The organism is Psychrobacter sp. M9-54-1 (genome assembly GCF_016613355.1).
Classification (GTDB): Bacteria; Pseudomonadota; Gammaproteobacteria; order Pseudomonadales; family Moraxellaceae; genus Psychrobacter; species Psychrobacter faecalis.
This window is the reverse complement of sequence record NZ_JADGFW010000005.1, coordinates 79,969-98,385: the sequence shown is the minus strand read 5'-3', so window position 1 is coordinate 98,385 and position 18,417 is coordinate 79,969. Positions and strand designations below refer to the sequence as shown.

The following is an 18,417-nucleotide window of genomic DNA, read 5'->3' as shown; positions in this document are numbered from 1 at the left end:
TCATTTAATAATTCATTTGGCATTGGTAACTCTTGTGCTGACATATCGGTATCTAACGGTTGTTTCTTAGGGAAATTGGTCGTCATAGCATCATTATTCATAGCGGATTGATATAGGGTAAAGTCGCTTACAGCTTTATAAGCCGACTTCATAAGGAAACGAGATAAGAAAGTGGACTGGCGTTCACAGACCAGCAAAAATAAGGACGGTCGAAAAAAGCAGCAGTCATATCGTCATAGTGTAACATGCCAAGCGCTTATGCCCTACAGAAGCTGCGCGTTATCTGCGATTTTATCGTTACCTTCTTTTCAAAGGTGGTGAGCCGTGTTAAAAATCTATGAAAAGTGATAAAAGTTAAGCCGCCAGCCGATGGCATTGTTTGGTAGATTAGCTCTCTAAAATATGACATGGCTGTAATTTACTGTATATTTGTCCTTGTCAGCCATATTCAATATCGCTCGTGACGACGGCTCATGCTAAACTACAGACCGAAGCCAACATACATAAAGCATTAGCCCTTTAACTACAAAATAGATAACGAAAAAATAGACGAAGCAGGCGTTATTCTATAAAGTAAGCGTTGTTTTGCTGTATGCTATGGCACTGATTTTTTAAAATAAGAACTTTTAAAATAATTTATTTTATTAATATTGGCAAAACGGCATTCGATAAAAACGATGTTAATAATGAGTGCGTTTACTGCTAGCGCTTACTTAGTAGCAGACCGTTGATGGATGCCGCCAGCATCGTTTTTTATTATTACCTTGATTACCCTTTTATAATTTAGCCTAATAGCGTCGCTGCTATTACGCGTCTTGTGTCGGAGAAGAAGTATGCAAGCTGTTGGCAATACGTTTATCAAACTGTCCTCAATCACCTTACTGGCGTTAAGCGTCAACTTGGTGGGTTGTCAAACGTTTAAAAACCTAACTGGCGGTAAAGACGTGGATGCGGTTGCCACTGCTGAGAAGTCTGAGCAAGGTTATTATAACGACGCCATCGCTCAGATTGATAAGGGTCGCTATACGCAAGCTATCGAAGATTTGAACAATCTGCGCACTTTTTATCCAACGGGACAATATGCCGAACAAGCCTTGCTTGATGTGATGTACGCCCAATATGAAAGTGGGAAGTTTGAGGCGGCTGCGGCCAGCGCTGAGCAATTTATTAGCCTATATCCTTCTAATCCGCAAGTCAGCTATGCTTACTACGTGCGCGGCGTGGCCAATATGCAAGGCTCGTCTGAAGGTCTAAAATTGTTTAAGCTCAATCAAGCTGAGCGTGATACCGCCTATTTGCGTATTGCCTTTGCCAACTTCCAAGAGCTTATCAATAAATACCCAAACAGCCCTTACGCGCCCGATGCTGCTCAGCGTATGACCTTTATCTATAATCAGTTTGCCGAAAGCGAGATGAGTGCAGCCAACTGGTATGTCGAGCGTGAAGCCTATGTCGCTGCGGTCAACCGAGCTAAATGGGTATTCCAATATTATCCATTAAGTGAATCTGTGCCTGATGCCCTCGCCGTATTGGCTTATAGCCATGAAAAGCTCGGTCTTAATGACTTAGCAAATGAGTATAAGACGCTATTGCAAATCAACTATCCAAACATGCTCAGCGCTGATGGACGCGTCAAGCTCAATACCAAACGTGAGCGTACTTTATTTAATAAACTCACCTTTGGGCAATTAAACCGTTTTAATAAAGATACCTCGGTTGCAACAGGTAACTACAGCGGTGCTACCAAAACCCAAGTGATTCGCAATGCCAATCAATTAAGATTGCCAAGTGATAATGCGGCGGCAGCGAATGCTAACGCACCGTTAAATATGTCTCCTAAGCGTGCCAATAGTGGTATCAATGTAGGCTTAGGTTTGCCTGAAGCATCGACCGAGCGCGTGACGAGCCAATCGAGCACTGGCGATACTGCTAGAGAAGCCGATGTCGACCCACAAAACATAAATCCTGTACGCCGTACCACATTACCTGCTGAATAAATTGATACGGCTCGCGTCTATTTTAGACGCTTAATACCTATCATCAAAAATAAGGTCAACGTTCTGTTGGCCTTATTTTTCTGTTTTTACTTCTTATAATTTTTATCTACTGTCAGTTTTTTGTAGCTGATTGTCGATGCTTAATATAATCGTCCTATGGTAAACTGTTTTTTGTATGAGCATTCCTAACCATATTCTCGAACAATTAAATAGCCAAGCTGACTTAATCAGTATCATTGGGCGTCATACCACGCTCAAACGTGCGGGCAGTGAATACAAAGGCTGCTGCCCGTTCCATGGTGAAAAGTCACCATCGTTTTATGTCAATCCACAAAAAAACATCTACCACTGCTTTGGCTGTAGCGTTGGTGGTAATGCCATCAGTTTTTTACGTGACTATGAAAACCTAACCTTTATCGAAGCGGTTAATGAGCTGTCCAAACAAACGGGCATTGAAGTCCCAAAAGACGAGCAGCAAAACGTTAGCTATCAGCGCGCGCCCGTTAAACCAAAAGCTAAGCCGGCAACCAAGCCAAGACTCGCTATTCAGCCAACAACATCGGCAGCGGCAACGCAACCGCAAGCGTTTCATAGCCAGCCCGTAGCTGACAATTTAACGTCCACAAACTTGCCAACTGCTGATATGCAGCCGCCAACTTATAATGATAATTATGAAAATTATTCGCCATTAGACGCGTATGATTCGATGCCTTATACAGCCGATGACTACAATACCCATTATCAAGGTGCTAACGATCAAGACGATAATAGTTATCCGCCTGCATGGTTGACTGGTGGTAGTGGCGCTGCTGATACAACTTCTCTTTATGATGAAACTAGTGTCTCTGATAAAGACGGCAACTTGTACGAGCTATTAGAGCAAATCCAGCAGTTTTATCAGCATAATCTCACCACTCATCCGCATGCCAAGCATTACTTTTTATCGCGCGGTATTACTGAAGACATTTTTGAGGCTTTTGGTCTCGGCTATGCGCCCTTTGGTTGGCAGCACCTTGAGCATCAATTCCCGCAAGATATCGAGGGGCTTAAAGCGCTAGGCTTGGTACGCCAATCAGAATCTGGGCGCGATTACGACCTACTGCGTGACAGAGTGATTTTCCCAATTCGCGATAACCAAGGTCGCACCATTGGTTTTGGCGGTCGCGCGCTCGATGACGAGGTAAAACCTAAATATATCAACTCATCTGACTCGCCCGTTTTTCATAAGCAGCACGTCTTATACGGCTACTATGAATCTCGCCAGCAGCGCGCTGATAACTGGTTAGTGGTCGAAGGCTATATGGATGTCATTGCCTTGTATCAAGCGGGCATTTATGGTGCGGTGGCGTCGATGGGTACGGCGATTAATGAGAGCCAAATATCACGGCTGTTGACATTAAACCCTACCCTGACATTGAGTTTCGATGGGGATAGCGCAGGGCAAAAAGCCGCTTGGCGTACGCTTGAAGTGGCGCTGCCTGTACTTGGTGATGATAAAGAGCTGCGGTTTTTAACTCTACCAAATAACCATGACCCTGATACTTTTATCAAAAGTCAGGGCGCAGATGCCATGCGCGAGCAAATTGCCAATGCCATGCCGCTATCGCAGTATATATTTGCTTATTTGAGTGAGCGTTATGATCTAAGTCTGGTCGAAGGCAAAGCCAAGCTGATGTCACAAGTGCGTGCCTTGACCACTGCCCTGCCGAAAGGTAGCAGCTTTCGTTATTTGCTCAATAATGACATTTATCAAAAGCTTGGCGGCAGGCGCAATCAAAACAAAGACGCAAGAGATGCGCTGTTAGATTTCGATGGTGAGATGACCATCAGTCAGCAGCTGCAGCTGTGTTTTTTATTCCAGCCGCGCACCTTAATCGATGACCCTATCGAAGCCATTTGGCAGCAGGCAGGTATTCATGAGCTGCAGCTACCAGCGCATATTAAACAAAAAGCCTCGGCCGATATTCTGCGCCCGCTAGCATGGGAAGATTTGCAAGATAATGCCTTGCTCGATATCGTCAGCACCATTAAGCGCTGTCTTAATTATCTGCCAAAAGACGCCAATGCTGCGGCGCACTTTATTTTATCGAATGTCAAACCGAGCACCCAAGAAACGCTTAGCGGTGATTGGGGCGCCTTTTATAAAGCCCTTACTGCTCGTAATATCTTAAGTTTAGATGGCTTGGTCGAAGAGCTGGTCAGTCAACTTCTTGAACGCCACATGAAGAAAAAAATTCAAGACTTGGTAAAAAACCCAGACAACATAAAACTGGCAATTGTCCGTAAGCAATCACAGTTATTGAATGATTGGCTACGCGAACAGCACGCGGAACGCTCAGCACAAATGGCCACGGTGAAATCTTAATAGCTAGGCAAAACTTTATTTATCTTCGGTAGCCCTTTAAAAGCACAGCCATTGCCCCCACTATTAATGATTATGCCCAGTTGCATATTGAGCGCCAAAGCAAGCGCTGGTTAAAAAATGATAAAAATGTCATGGCTAAGAAATAATCATCAATACGGATAATAAATGCCTGCGAGATTCACTAGCTTGTGCTTGATGAGCCTGGTCTGTGTTAAACTGTGTCGCTGTATATTTCTAGCCCGATTTAATAGATGACAATACGCCCATATTATTGAGTAGCATTTTTGGTGCAAGCGCAATTTTAGCGAACAACTTTTAAAGCGTTTTTTAGACTATTCATTTTAAATGCTTTTAGATTTTAAACCGCCATTTTAAGCAAGTTTAAGTAACGGTATTTTTTAGGTAAGCGTGTTTTGACGTATTTATGCAGGAACAGTTTTTAGCGGTTTTTTAGTATTGTAATTGTCGTATTTTGAGCCTTTATTCATATCCACTCATTTTTGTTATTATTGACAACCTTTACGCCATATTTTGATGAATCGATTGATTATATCAACGCACCCCGTAAGCGATAGCGAGTCACAATATAAAAATGTCCGATACAAGCAAGCGAGTATTTATGAACGATAAGTCAGTTTCTAAGTCCACATCTCAACTGGCCACCTTAATCCAAATGGGTAAAGAGCAAGGGTATTTAACCTATGCCGAGGTGAATGACCAACTGCCCGACTCTATTACTGAAAGTGATCAGATTGAAGATATCGTGCAAATGCTAACGGACGTTGGCATTAAAATTTTTGAATCTGCGCCCGACGCCGATGACATCTTGATGAACGATGATTCAAGCGATGATGACATGGCAGCCGATGAGGCCGCAGCAGTATTGGCTTCGGTTGAGACCGAACCGGGACGCACCACTGACCCTGTACGTATGTATATGCGCGAGATGGGTACGGTTGACCTTTTGACCCGCGAAGGCGAGATTGCCATTGCTAAGCGTATCGAAGAAGGTATTCGTGATGTGCAACATGCCATGGCCTACTGGCCGGGTACGGTACAGTTTGTCCTTGATGAGTACGAAAAAGTACAAGATGGCGAGAAAAAACTGTCTGACGTTATCACAGGATTTTTAGACCCTGAAACCGAAGAAGATAAAATCGCCGCACAAGAAGCCAAAGATGCTGCTAAAGAAGAGCGCGAGCGTATCAAAGAAGAAAAAGAAAATCCGCCTGTCATCAAAGCAAAAGCCAATGCCAAATTGGCGCTTGACGATGATGATGAAGACGAAGAAGAGGTTGAAGAAGAAGCCGAAGAAGAAACCGGCGGTATCGACCCAGAAGAAGTTCGTCTGCGTTTAGAAGAAATTGAACATCTATTTATCAAAGCCAAGCAAGCCTTGCTTGATTATGGCCGTGGTAGCGTAGAAGCTGAAGCGGCTTACGCCCTACTTGCTGAGCGCTTTATGATGCTCAAACTCAATAATCGCTTGTCAGACCAAGTCATGGCAATCATGCATGATGTCTATGATGATGTGCGTAAGCATGAGCGTCAAATCATGCGTTTGGTGATTCGCCGTGGCCGTATGCCGCGTGACGAGTTCCGTAAGACTTTCCCAAGCAATGAAACCAACGTCGATTGGCTGATTGAACGTATTAAAGGTAAGCCTGCGTTTGCCGGTACGCTAGAAAAAGTCGCCGACGACGTGATTTTATTGCAGCGCCGCATTCGTGATTACGAGCAGCAGCTCGATATGAAAATCCACGATATGAAAGACGTCGCACGCCGTATGGCTGTCGGTGAAGCTAAAGCACGCCGCGCCAAAAAAGAAATGGTCGAAGCTAACTTACGTCTTGTTATCTCTATCGCTAAAAAATATACCAACCGTGGTCTGCAATTCTTGGACTTAATCCAAGAAGGTAACATCGGTCTGATGAAAGCGGTCGATAAATTTGAATATCGCCGTGGTTATAAGTTCTCAACTTATGCGACATGGTGGATTCGTCAGGCAATCACCCGCTCTATCGCTGACCAAGCGCGCACCATTCGTATCCCTGTGCATATGATTGAGACTATTAATAAGATAAACCGTGTCTCTCGTCAGTTGCTACAAGAAATGGGACGTGAGCCTACACCTGAGGAATTGGGCGAACGCTTAGAGATGGACGAAGTCAAAGTTCGCAAAGTGCTCAAAATTGCCAAAGAGCCTATCTCAATGGAAACGCCAATCGGTGATGATGAAGATTCGCACCTAGGTGATTTTATCGAAGATGGTACAATTTCAAGCCCAGTTGACGATGCGACGGCGGCTGGTCTACAAGAGGCCACGCGTGATGTCTTGAGCAATCTGACTGAACGTGAAGCGCGCGTCCTTAAAATGCGCTTTGGTATCGATATGCCAACCGATCACACGTTAGAGGAAGTCGGTAAGCAGTTTGATGTCACGCGTGAGCGTATCCGTCAGATCGAAGCAAAAGCGCTACGTAAATTGCGTCATCCTTCACGTTCTGAGCATCTGCGCTCGTTCTTAGAAAATGACTAATTTATCTAGACAAAATTCATTGTCTAAAAATTTCTTAAAATTACATCAAAAAAGCTGAGCATGTCTCAGCTTTTTTGTGCCCGTTATTTGATGGCGGTTATTTAATAGCTATTAGCTTATGCTATTAACTTATCTAATCAAAATATCCTAAAAACGCTGCGTTATTGCTGATATCAATTTTTTATAGCCTCTGTCTGCGCAGGCACAGCAAGCAAGCAAGAAAAATTGCTATCAGCAGCAGTATACTTAGAATTACTACAAGATGCGCTTGAGTCAGAATGTGCATTTATTGAATCATGCTTTGCGACGACTAGTGAATCCCCTGCTCCCGGTGAAGCGTATTGCCGAGCGTTTGAAGTACGTTATAAAAGCGTAATTACCCTACGGTTTTTAATTCGCATGGCCTATGCCGCACCTGTGCATTTGACTAATACCAGCGCGGCGACTTTTAATGTCTATATAAAGGTGTTGACTGAGCAAATACAGCTGGCTCTGAAGCCTTATGAGCTCGACTCTGCGCAACTGGCGCTTTATACCGATGCTTATCTAGGCATTATCGATAGCTTAAGTGTGGAGTTGCTGTATGCAGAAGGGTTATATGAGCGCCGTTTTAAAGCCATGCTAATGCTCTATCATACAGCTATTGCACAGCTTAATAAAAAATAGCTTTTTAAATGTAAAACAATTTTATTAATGGTTATTTGAGCATCACTTGCTAATGATGACTGATCTCGCCTATCATAGGGACGCTCGGTTGTCTTATAACCATAAAGACCAACATTTGAATCATAAGAACCTTGTCGGGGTGCTTTGATTTTTGATGATTTAATTACCATCAAAATCATGGCTGAGAGAGTCCCGCGAACCTGATGCAGTTAGCACTGACGTAGGAAACAAGCGTGTCGATATACAAGTCACAATTACTTTATGTTTTGCCAATCTATTTAACCTAGACTGGCAAATTTATTGTGCCTTATTATCTCTTTTTTTCTGCCATTTGCTTACTGCACTTTATAACAGTAAGTGAAAACTATGGATTACCAAACACTACGCAATAACTGTCCGACTTGGGATGCTTATATTGGACATGATTTTGTCAATCAATTGGCAGCAGGAACGCTCGCCCCTGACAGCTTTCGCCATTACCTTGTGCAAGACTATTTATACTTAATTCACTATACCCGCGTGATGGCGCTCAGTATTTATAAAAGCGATAACTTAGCACAAATGCGCGTCGGTCAAGCGGGTGTCAATGCCATGCTCGATATGGAAATTGGGATGTATTTGGATTTCTGTCATCAGTGGAATATCCCACTTGAACAAGTAAAAAATGCTCCTGAGTCTGCCGTCACCATCGCCTATAGTCGCTATATATTAGACGCGGCAATGTCAGGCTCGCTAGCTGAACTGTATGCTGCAATTGCGCCTTGCTTGATGGGTTATGGGGAAATTGGTAAGTCTATAAAAGAACAAGGATTTATCGCTGATAATCCGTATCAGCCATGGATTGACGTGTTTTCCAGTGACGAGTTTCAAGTAATTACCGCACAAAACGAAGCACAAATTAATACGCTATTAGCCGATGCCAGCCCTGCTCAAGCAGCCAAGTTCCAATACTTATTTAATGCCGCAGCGCGTATGGAAGTCAATTTTTGGCAGCAGGCGTTAGATTTGTCTTAATTTATAAACAATCTGACTTGGTTCTAAAAAAGCCCTCTAGAATCAAAAACAATGATCAATAATAACGATCCACAAGGAAAAACATCATGGCAGCATTCGATGAACACGCAAGCGCGTATGACAGCTGGTTTTTTGACAATCAAAATCTACTGACCAGCGAACTAAAACTGGTTGCTCATTTCTTGGATAAAGACAGCGAGATATTGTCTGTCGGCTGTGGTAGCGGACTGTTTGAGTCTCTACTGGCAAAAGACTGTGACATTCATATCAAATATGGTATTGAGCCGTCAAAAGACATGGCAGCAGTTGCAGAAAAGCGCGGTATGCAAGTCGATATCAGCCCTGCCGAAACCTGCGAGATTGAGCCCAATAAGTTTGACATCATCATGTTTAACGGCAGCGTCAGCTATATCAGCGATTTAGATATCTGTATCAAAAAAGCCTTTGACGCTCTAAAAACGGGCGGCAAACTTATTCTGATTGATGTACCAAAAGAAAGTGGCTTTGCCAGCTTATATAACCTTGCCAGCGCGGTAGATACGTGGGAGCATCCACTACTTGCGCACATCTCGCCTGCTGACCCTTATCCTATCGAGCTGGTGAAGTCAGCTAACTGGCGTACCTCTGATGAAAAAATCGCCTTAATGCAAGCCAATGGTTTCGTTGATTTTGAATATGCGCAGACTTTATTGACCCATCCTATGTATGCCAACGACAAGGTACAAGAGGTCATCGAAGGCTATGATCGCGGCGACTATGTAGCAATTTGTGGTTATAAAAAATAACGGTTTTAATATGAGTTATCGCTGGGTGACACTTGAATAATACGCCGAACGCCCTTATAAATGGTGCATAAAGCGCTTATCATATTTCAATAAAAAATAAGGACCACATCATGACTGATGATCCAAAAAACACCGGCAATACAAGCACTGGCAGTTCAAATACCGAAAACCAAGGCAACAATGCTAGTCAGACGCCAAAAAGAGAAGTTAAAGTGACAGAATTGGTCGCCAATGACGGTATCTTAAAAGGCAAAAAAACCGACGTGCAAAACCCTGAGCTGTGGGAGTTCCCAATGAACTACCCAATGAGCATCATCGGTCATGAAGGTGAGCACGAAAGTTTACTCAATGAAGTGAAGCTTATCTTGGGTAGTCAGTTCCCTGAGTTTGATTTGGCCTCTATGGAAGTCAAACCCTCAAAAACTGGACGCTTCCATTCGGTACGTGCCAATTTATACTTAACCACCGTTGAGCAAGTGAACACGCTTTATGCGGCGCTTGATAATGCAAAAACCGTACGTATGGTGGTTTAACGGTAGTTTTGCTAATTTTATAAAATCTAGCCCGTTTTTCATCCGAATCGTCACTCATATGGGTGGCGATTTTTTATTGTCTGCGGTACAATCTCCACCCGAAATATAACTGCCATTTAGACAATTTGCCCTTATAAATTTAGCCAACAATAAAAAGTAAATCCGCGCCATTTTTTACAAAACTTTTATTATTTTTCTTATCGGCGTCTAACCCTTACCCCATCGTCCTTTGCCAAAATTTGGACACGCTTTACCCTCGCATCAACATAGTTTGCCCTTAAAATCAATATAGCATTTTCAAAATTTTCCCGCTATATTGTGTCCACCTACTAACAAATACGCTATATGTAGTGCTCAGTGATTTGAACCGTCACTATGAGCTGCGGCATCGTTTTGCCTAAGAAAACATCTGCCATGACAGGACGTCTTGTCTTAAAACAGATAGCGTCTGAAAGATAGCGTGACAAAGCATGTCTGCCAGATTTAACCGCGCAGCAGCCTATAAAGCAACATTATAAATAACTACCTAGCAATCAACTTACGAGGTCAGCATGACACATATCGATAATATCAAAGTAACCAAACGTGATGGACGTTTAGAGCCCATTGATTTAGACAAGATTCATAAGGTTATCGAGTGGGCAGCTCATGATTTAGATAATGTGTCGGTATCGCAAGTTGAGCTAAAGTCGCATATTCAGTTTTATGATGGCATCAGAACGCGTGATATTCACGAAACCATCATCAAGTCAGCCGCTGACCTTATCTCTGAAAGCACACCTGACTATCAGTATTTAGCCGCGCGTTTGGCGATCTTCCATTTACGTAAAATTGCTTATAACAAATTTACCCCGCCGCATCTTTATGACCACGTCAAAACGTTGACCGATGCTGGTAAATATGACGAACATATCCTAGCCGACTATAGCCGTAGCGAGTTTGATGAATTAGAAGCCTACCTCGACCACTGGCGCGATATGAATCTGGCTTATGCCGCCGTTGAGCAAATGGCGGGCAAATACCTCGTGCAAGACCGCGTGACCAAGACCGTTTACGAGAGTCCTCAATTCTTATATATGCTCGTTGGCATGTGTTTGTTTGCCAATTATGACAAGGGCGAGCGCTTAAGCTATGTCAAACGCTTTTATGATGCGACCTCACAATTTAAAATCTCACTACCGACGCCTATCATGTCAGGTGTACGTACACCATCGCGCCAGTTTAGCTCGTGTGTATTGATCGAATGTGGTGATAGCCTAGATTCTATCAACGCCACCACCAGCGCCATCGTACGCTATGTATCTCAGCGTGCCGGTATCGGCATCAACGCTGGTCGTATCCGCGCCCTTGGTAGCCCTATCCGTGGCGGCGAAGCGCAGCATACTGGCTGTATTCCATTCTACAAACTGTTCCAAACGGCAGTAAAATGCTGCTCACAAGGTGGCGTCCGTGGCGGTGCTGCGACGTTATTTTACCCATTATGGCATTTAGAAGTCGAGTCGCTACTGGTGCTGAAAAATAACCGCGGCGTCGAAGACAACCGTGTCCGTCACATGGACTACGGCGTGCAGTTAAACAAAACCATGTATACCCGTTTGATTAAAGGTCAAGATATTTCGCTATTTTCACCAAGCGACACCCCGGGCTTGTACGATGCCTTCTTTGAAGACCAAGACACCTTTGAAGAGCTATATACCAAATACGAGAACGACCCTAGCATTCGTAGCCGTCAAATTCCAGCCACTGAGCTGTTTAGTCTGATGATGCAAGAGCGCGCCAGCACCGGTCGTATCTACATCCAAAACGTCGACCATTGCAACACGCATAGCCCGTTTGACGCCACAGTTGCGCCGATTCGCCAGTCAAACCTCTGTATGGAAATTGCCCTACCGACCAAGCCACTTGATAATATCAATGACGAAACTGGTGAAATCGCCCTTTGTACGCTATCAGCGGTCAACTTAGGTAAAGTTGAAAACGTTAGCGATATCGAAGAGCCAGCAGAACTTATCGTCCGTGCCCTTGATGCCCTGCTCGACTATCAAGACTATCCAGTCAAAGCGGCTGAAAATGGCAGTATGCGTCGCCGTACCTTGGGCGTTGGCGTGATTAACTACGCTTATTATTTAGCCAAAAATGGCGTCCGCTATTCAGACGGCAGCGCACTTGGTCTAACGCATCAAACCTTTGAAGCGCTACAGTACTATCTCTTAAAAGCGTCGAACAAATTGGCAAAAGAGCAAGGCGCCTGCCCTGCTTTTAACGAGACCACCTACTCGCAAGGTATCTTACCGATTGATACCTATAAAAAAGACTTGGATAAAATCTGCCAAGAGCCGTTACATCTCGATTGGGAAACGCTACGTGGCGAAATCACCACTCATGGTCTGCGCAACTCTACCCTAACTGCTTTGATGCCGTCTGAGACCTCTAGTCAGATTGCCAACGCTACCAACGGTATCGAGCCACCACGCGGTCTGGTGTCTATCAAAGCGTCAAAAGATGGCATCCTCAAGCAAGTGGTGCCTGAGATTGATAAGCTAAAAGATCAGTACGAGCTATTATGGCAAATGCCGAACAATGACGGTTACCTAAAGCTGGTCGCTATCATGCAAAAGTTCGTCGATCAAAGTATCTCTGCCAATACCAACTACGATCCTGTTCGTTATGAAGGTGGTCGTGTACCGATGAAGATATTGCTTAAAGATCTGCTGAACGCGTATAAGCTTGGCGTGAAAACGTTGTATTATCACAACACTCGTGATGGTGCGAACGATGCGCAAGCGGATATGGAAGATGATTGTGCTGGTGGCGCTTGTAAGATATAGGTTTTGATGGATGGCGGGTTTGGCTTTCAGGTTAAATCCGCTGTTTACTGCTATAAACAAAGAAACTATGAATCATTTTGAAAGGATTGTTTTATGGAAAATGGAATAGTTAAAGCAGCTTTAGAAACATCAAATAATATCTTACTAGAAATATATGGCGACCTTTTGAAGCCAGGCGTTTCTCAAGTTGGTCAAGCTATTGGTACTTTGCTAGGCTATGGAAACACAATATTAATGCCATTAGCATTAAAAAACGAACGATCAAAAATTACTATTGAAAATAATCTAAATAAATACAAGCAAAAGCTAGAGGCTGTTCCTGAAGAGAATATACAGGCTGTCATGCCTGAAATCGGCGTGCCAATTTTAGAAAAACTAATGTATATTTCCGACGAAATTCTTGTAGAACTTTATACTGAGCTATTGACAAAGGCTTCTGATAAAGAAAAGTGTAAGTATACTCACCCAAGTTTTGTGAATATCATAAATAACATTTCCCCCAAAGAGGCTAAAATTTTAGAAAAGATTGATAGAAGCTTAATAGCTTTTGTTGACGTAAATATTGTTTCAGAAAATAACGTTCATCCTTGTGAAAAAATATCCGAGTTAGCTTTAGATGATAATTTTTATGATGAAAATATCACAGCATACTTAAGCAACCTACTTGGTTTAGGCTTAATTGATGTAAACACTGAAAGAAAACTAAAAGACTTACATAAATACGAATTACTTGAAGAAAAGATTAAAAATATTTATTCCAAAGCGCCATTAGTGTTCGGGACAGATGTTTTATCTACCTCTATGAAGCAAGGTAATTTAAGTTTTAATCACGGTTCTATTAGTATTACTAGTTTTGGTGAACTATTCCTTGCAGCTTGCACTGAGAAAGAAAGAGGTTTAGAGATTTACAATATATTACACAAGTACAAGCACCTATCAGAAGATATATACGGTTAGCAAGCGTAGGTTGGGTGAAGCTTGCGACACCCAACGATTTGAATAAATAATTCGTTGGGTCTCGTTCCTCGACACCAACCTACACAAAAAATATCCAACTTTATAGCTTATGTTTGCTCGTGATGTAGGGTGCGCCGCGCGCACCGATGATATAAAAATCATATTTAAAAGTGCGCGAGGCGCACCCTACAAATTAATTACGCGTAAATAGATTAACAATTAAGACCTGATTTTCGTGCTAATATTAGCCCTATATTTAGAGCATAATTTTAGCGGGAGAATAAATCATGCAACCCATATTTGCCACACAAACAGCCAGTATCTCAGAGTTAAAGACCAACCCTTCGGCTCTGATTAAACAGTCAGACGGTGAGTCTATTGCTATTTTAAACCACAATAAACCGGTGGCTTACTTGGTTTCTACAGACGTCTTTGAGCGCATGATGGAAGCGATGGACGATATGGCATTAAGCCAAACGGTTAGCGCCCGAATGAATGACGGGCAAATACCTATAAAGGTCACATTGGATGACTTATAATCTTGAGTTTCATCCCTTAGCATTAAAAGAATGGAAAAAGTTAGCGCCCAGTATTCAGCAGCAGTTTAAGAAAAAATTACAGCAGCGATTAGCAAATCCGCGTGTGCCTGCGTCAAAACTCTCAGGACATACGGACGCCTATAAAATCAAACTACGCACCATCGGCTATCGTTTGGTATATATCGTCAAAGATGATGTCGTCGTGGTTTATGTATTAGCCGTAGGCAAAAGAGAAAATAACAAAGTATATGAGGCGCTTGCGACTCGCCAGCCATAATTAAAACACAGAAAGAATAAAAATGACGGAGGTCATAGACGTGCAATATACCGCAATCATCAAAGACGGTGGTTTGTTTATCCCTAATGTATTTTCCGATCTAAACGATGGTAACTCGCATATCGTGCAGGTAGCAGTCGATATCGATGACGTTCGTCAGCAATTAGATAGTAGCGCAGTAGAAAAGATGGACGCGCCAAGACCAGCAAAAAAACCCGTTAAAAAGCAAACAAAAAAAGAAGTTCAGAAAGCCGCAGAGGTAGAATTAAGTACGCTACGTAAAAGTGCTATCGATGAGCTAGAAGGCTTAGACGATAGTGAGCTTAGCGAGATATTTAAAGCCTATATGAATGATGGTCAAGAACAGACGCAAATATCTTTAGAGAACCTATAACACCGTTTTGCCCGTATTCTTTAGACGGTATTTTAAAACTTTTGATTCACAACTGTAGCACTTATAAAGGTGGAACTATGACTTACTCGATTTTTTCTCAAACGCCAAATAATGCACTAACAGAGCCGATGTTTTTTGGTCAACCGGTCAACGTGGCGCGTTATGACCAACAAAAACACCCTATCTTTGAGCAGTTGATTGAAAAGCAGCTGTCGTTCTTTTGGCGTCCAGAAGAAGTCGACGTCTCAAAAGACCGTATCGATTATGGCAACCTGTCGTCGCATGAGCAGCACATCTTTATCAGTAATCTAAAATATCAGACCCTACTCGACTCTATCCAAGGTCGTAGTCCAAACGTGGTGCTATTACCGCTAGTCTCAATTCCTGAGCTTGAGACGTGGATCGAGACGTGGACGTTTTCTGAGACCATCCACTCGCGCAGCTATACCCATATCATTCGTAATATCGTCAATGATCCTGGCGTGGTCTTCGATGACATTATGCAAAATGAGCACATCTTAGAGCGTGCCTCTGATATCGCCAAGTACTACGATGATTTGTACTACGACTCTCAGCTTTACAATATGTATGGCGCAGGCACGCATACCGTCAATGGCAAAGAAGTGACGGTTAGCTTAAAATCGCTGAAAAAACAGCTGTATTTGTGCTTAATGGCGGTTAACGTCCTAGAAGCCATTCGTTTTTATGTGTCATTTGCCTGCTCGTTTGCCTTTGCTGAGCGTAAGCTGATGGAAGGTAACGCTAAGATTATTAAATTAATCGCCCGTGATGAGGCGCTGCATTTAACCGGTACGCAGCATATCCTAAACTTGATGCGTAATGGTCGTGACGATCCAGAGATGGTTGAGATTGCCAATGAATGCTATGCAGAAAGCATCGAAATCTTTACCAAAGCGGCGCAGCAAGAAAAAGAATGGGCGGGTTATCTGTTTAAAGACGGCTCAATGATCGGCTTAAATAAAGATATCCTTTGCCAATATATCGAATATATCACCAATTTACGAATGGAAGCGGTTGGCTTGCCAGTCGCGTTCCCGAACTCAAAATCAAACCCTATTCCATGGATTAATACTTGGTTGTCGTCTGATAACGTGCAAGTTGCGCCGCAAGAAACGGAAATCAGCTCGTACCTGGTCGGTCAAATTGATTCAGATTTATCCAATAGCGACTTTGACGATTTTGAACTTTAAACGTTTAACTTTACACACATTATTGTCATGGCTTAATCTTACTATTTTAAGGTTAGGCCGCTATCGTTTTAGTAAGATTTTATGATTAAAAAGTACCATTAAAGACAACTTTACATGCGATGGGAAAATTAAGATAAGGTTGAATTATGACTTGGGTAATGACGAGTAAGAAGCAATTCTACTTGCATGATGACGAAAGTCTGCTCGATGGATTGCTACGCACCGGACACGATATCAATTATCAGTGTAAGGAAGGCTATTGTGGCAGTTGCCGCATCAAGCGCATCGCCAGCTCACACGTTATTGATTATCCGTTTGAGCCGCTTGCTATGATTGAAGAAGACGAAATATTGCCCTGCTGCTGCCGCGTGCAAGGCGTCATTTATATCAATCACGAGCTAATAGAAAAGTAGCTGCCAAATTCATAGAGTTATGATTAAAAAAACATGCTAATAAAAAAGCGCGCTATCTTCAAAATAGCGCGCTTTTTTTATTTTTTAAATTCCACAGTAATATGTGTAAACCATACTTTTATAAAGGTGCGCCATCTCTTTCAAATAACTGCAATAGCTCTTCGCGCATACGGTCACGCTCCGCTTCTGACATCATAGGCACTTCTTCTCCATCATTTTGTAGACTAGGATCGCCCATACCGCCAAGCGTTTCATCGTGAATGATAACAGGGCGCGCCATTGGTTCTTGCGCTGGACGCTCTTCTAGCAGGATTTTTACTTGTTTGTTTTTGCCTTGGCGTAAGACTTGAGCGTTAAGCGTGGTATTCGGCGCTTTACGAGCAACATACTGGATTAAGGTATTGGCATCTGTCATCTCAATACCGTCGATTGACAAAATGATATCGCCAATGCGTAAGCCACTCTTAGCCGCTGGACTTTTAGGCACGACATTAAATACTTCGACCCCTGTTGAAGTTTCAAGCTGGGTTGGGTCACGTAGCTGCGATTGGATTTCGATACCCAACCAACCACGGCTAACCTTTCCATCTTTAATAATCGCATTCATCACTTGCTCAACGATGGCAGTAGGAATCGCAAAACCAATACCCATCGAACCACCAGAGCGCGAGTAAATAGCGGTATTAATACCAATAAGCTCGCCGTAAGCATCAACCAGCGCGCCACCTGAGTTACCCGGATTGATCGCCGCATCGGTTTGGATAAAGTCTTCAAACTTATTAACACCCAGTCCTGTTCGCCCTGTCGCCGAGATAATACCTTGCGTCACCGTCTGACCAACCCCGAATGGATTACCAATCGCCAATGCCACATCGCCAACACGGATAGGGTCTTTACGGAAACCAAGGGGCGTCAAATCGGTCATATCAACTTTAATCACCGCCAAATCGCTGTCTGGATCGGTACCAATCAATTTCGCACGACTCTTGCGCCCATCATTAAAGGCCACCGTAATTTCATCAGCTTTTTCAAGGACATGAGCGTTGGTCACAATATAACCATCTTCTGAAACAATGACCCCAGAACCCAAGTTGGTATTGCCCTGCTCTTGTGATGGCCCACCATGAAACTCAAAAAATCGGCGCAATACTGGATCGTTCATATAAGGATGCTCGGCCATCGTCTGCGTGGTATAGATGTTGACGACAGATTGTGACGCGCGGGCGACGCCATTATGATAAGAGGCAATCGGTGCTGGTGTATCGGACGCCGGCGCTGACGCTTGCTGCTCGGCAGGCGTCGTTCTAGGCGGCTCCCATGCTTGTTCTGATACCGTCTTCATACTCGTAAACAACCAAATAAACGCTGCAACCATTATCAGCAACAAAACCCAAGGCAACCACGTTAACGCGCCGGCCTTGTTATTGGTATTCAGAGATGACGACATATAAAAACCTCTCTATTTTAAAAATAGTTTTGTGAAAACAGTTTGGTAAAACAGTGAATGAATGATGACTATACGCAAACGCTTCTCGTTGGGCAATGATGCCTAATAATATCTAAGACAAGATTGAATAATATAAGCGCTACGGATTCTATAGATTCAGGTATATAAATTATAACTGGCCATACCGATAAATAGTAACGTATCGTGTACCGTTTCAGTTATCCGCGTTATCTACTCTTTTACAGCGCCATGCTAAAATGGCGCTATTAAATACTCTAACGACTTAGAGCAAAGTTAATTATAAACAGATATTTTGCTTATTTAGCGACAATACTTACCACATTGAACGCTTGAAATTTGTAAATAAAAAACAATCAAGAACCATCCGTAACGGCAACAATTATAAGGAAAGACTATGACCGAACACAATAGCTCGACCGAAACCTCAAACC

15 protein-coding genes are annotated in these 18,417 nt (G+C 43.0%); 14 read left to right on the top strand and 1 reads right to left on the bottom strand.

Annotated features, from left to right (window positions below; all coding sequences use genetic code 11):
* Positions 1-833: 833 nt before the first annotated feature.
* From IQ457_RS02590 to yfaE, 14 genes are all read left to right on the top strand, one after another.
* The gene (locus tag IQ457_RS02590; protein WP_200661973.1) at positions 834-1,997 is read left to right on the top strand and encodes an outer membrane protein assembly factor BamD; all 1,164 of its coding nucleotides are present in this window, start codon (positions 834-836) and stop codon (positions 1,995-1,997) included.
* A 175-nt stretch (positions 1,998-2,172) separates the two neighbouring features.
* A complete protein-coding gene (locus IQ457_RS02585) occupies positions 2,173-4,362 on the top strand; it encodes a DNA primase (RefSeq protein WP_200661971.1) in 2,190 nt (729 codons plus the stop codon).
* Between the two features lie 619 nt (positions 4,363-4,981).
* Entirely contained in the window at positions 4,982-6,901 is a 1,920-nt protein-coding gene (gene rpoD / locus IQ457_RS02580) for an RNA polymerase sigma factor RpoD (RefSeq protein ID WP_144296886.1), read from the top strand.
* Positions 6,902-7,126: 225 nt separating this feature from the next.
* Positions 7,127-7,567 carry a hypothetical protein gene (locus IQ457_RS02575; protein ID WP_200661969.1) on the top strand — a complete coding sequence of 147 codons (441 nt, stop codon included), beginning with the start codon at positions 7,127-7,129 and terminating at the stop codon, positions 7,565-7,567.
* Positions 7,568-7,933: 366 nt separating this feature from the next.
* Entirely contained in the window at positions 7,934-8,581 is a 648-nt protein-coding gene (tenA, locus tag IQ457_RS02570) for a thiaminase II (protein ID WP_200661968.1), read from the top strand.
* An 86-nt stretch (positions 8,582-8,667) separates the two neighbouring features.
* Complete coding sequence (locus IQ457_RS02565; RefSeq protein WP_200661967.1) at positions 8,668-9,366, top strand: class I SAM-dependent DNA methyltransferase; 699 nt, start codon at positions 8,668-8,670, stop codon at positions 9,364-9,366.
* 221 nt (positions 9,367-9,587) lie between these two features.
* Entirely contained in the window at positions 9,588-9,899 is a 312-nt protein-coding gene (locus IQ457_RS13540) for a YbeD family protein (protein ID WP_342343299.1), read from the top strand.
* Between the two features lie 551 nt (positions 9,900-10,450).
* The gene (nrdA, locus tag IQ457_RS02555; RefSeq protein ID WP_200661964.1) at positions 10,451-12,727 is read left to right on the top strand and encodes a class 1a ribonucleoside-diphosphate reductase subunit alpha; all 2,277 of its coding nucleotides are present in this window, start codon (positions 10,451-10,453) and stop codon (positions 12,725-12,727) included.
* A gap of 93 nt (positions 12,728-12,820) precedes the next feature.
* Positions 12,821-13,684 (top strand): DUF4393 domain-containing protein, encoded by an 864-nt coding sequence (locus IQ457_RS02550; RefSeq protein ID WP_200661962.1) that lies wholly within the window; start codon positions 12,821-12,823, stop codon positions 13,682-13,684.
* Positions 13,685-13,971: 287 nt separating this feature from the next.
* Positions 13,972-14,223 carry a type II toxin-antitoxin system Phd/YefM family antitoxin gene (locus IQ457_RS02545; RefSeq protein ID WP_200661960.1) on the top strand — a complete coding sequence of 84 codons (252 nt, stop codon included), beginning with the start codon at positions 13,972-13,974 and terminating at the stop codon, positions 14,221-14,223.
* Entirely contained in the window at positions 14,213-14,500 is a 288-nt protein-coding gene (locus IQ457_RS02540) for a type II toxin-antitoxin system RelE family toxin (protein WP_068408169.1), read from the top strand. The genes IQ457_RS02545 and IQ457_RS02540 overlap by 11 nt, the downstream gene beginning before the upstream one ends.
* A gap of 22 nt (positions 14,501-14,522) precedes the next feature.
* On the top strand, positions 14,523-14,894 hold the full coding sequence (locus IQ457_RS02535) for a hypothetical protein (protein WP_207161677.1): 372 nt from the start codon (positions 14,523-14,525) through the stop codon (positions 14,892-14,894).
* 77 nt (positions 14,895-14,971) lie between these two features.
* Positions 14,972-16,105 (top strand): class Ia ribonucleoside-diphosphate reductase subunit beta, encoded by a 1,134-nt coding sequence (gene nrdB, locus IQ457_RS02530; protein WP_144296877.1) that lies wholly within the window; start codon positions 14,972-14,974, stop codon positions 16,103-16,105.
* Between the two features lie 146 nt (positions 16,106-16,251).
* On the top strand, positions 16,252-16,518 hold the full coding sequence (gene yfaE, locus IQ457_RS02525; protein ID WP_068408173.1) for a class I ribonucleotide reductase maintenance protein YfaE: 267 nt from the start codon (positions 16,252-16,254) through the stop codon (positions 16,516-16,518).
* A gap of 118 nt (positions 16,519-16,636) precedes the next feature.
* On the opposite strand, the gene IQ457_RS02520 is transcribed toward yfaE, so the two are convergent.
* The gene (locus IQ457_RS02520) at positions 16,637-17,965 is read right to left on the bottom strand and encodes a S1C family serine protease (protein ID WP_200661957.1); all 1,329 of its coding nucleotides are present in this window, start codon (positions 17,963-17,965) and stop codon (positions 16,637-16,639) included.
* Between the last annotated feature and the right edge of the window lie 452 nt (positions 17,966-18,417).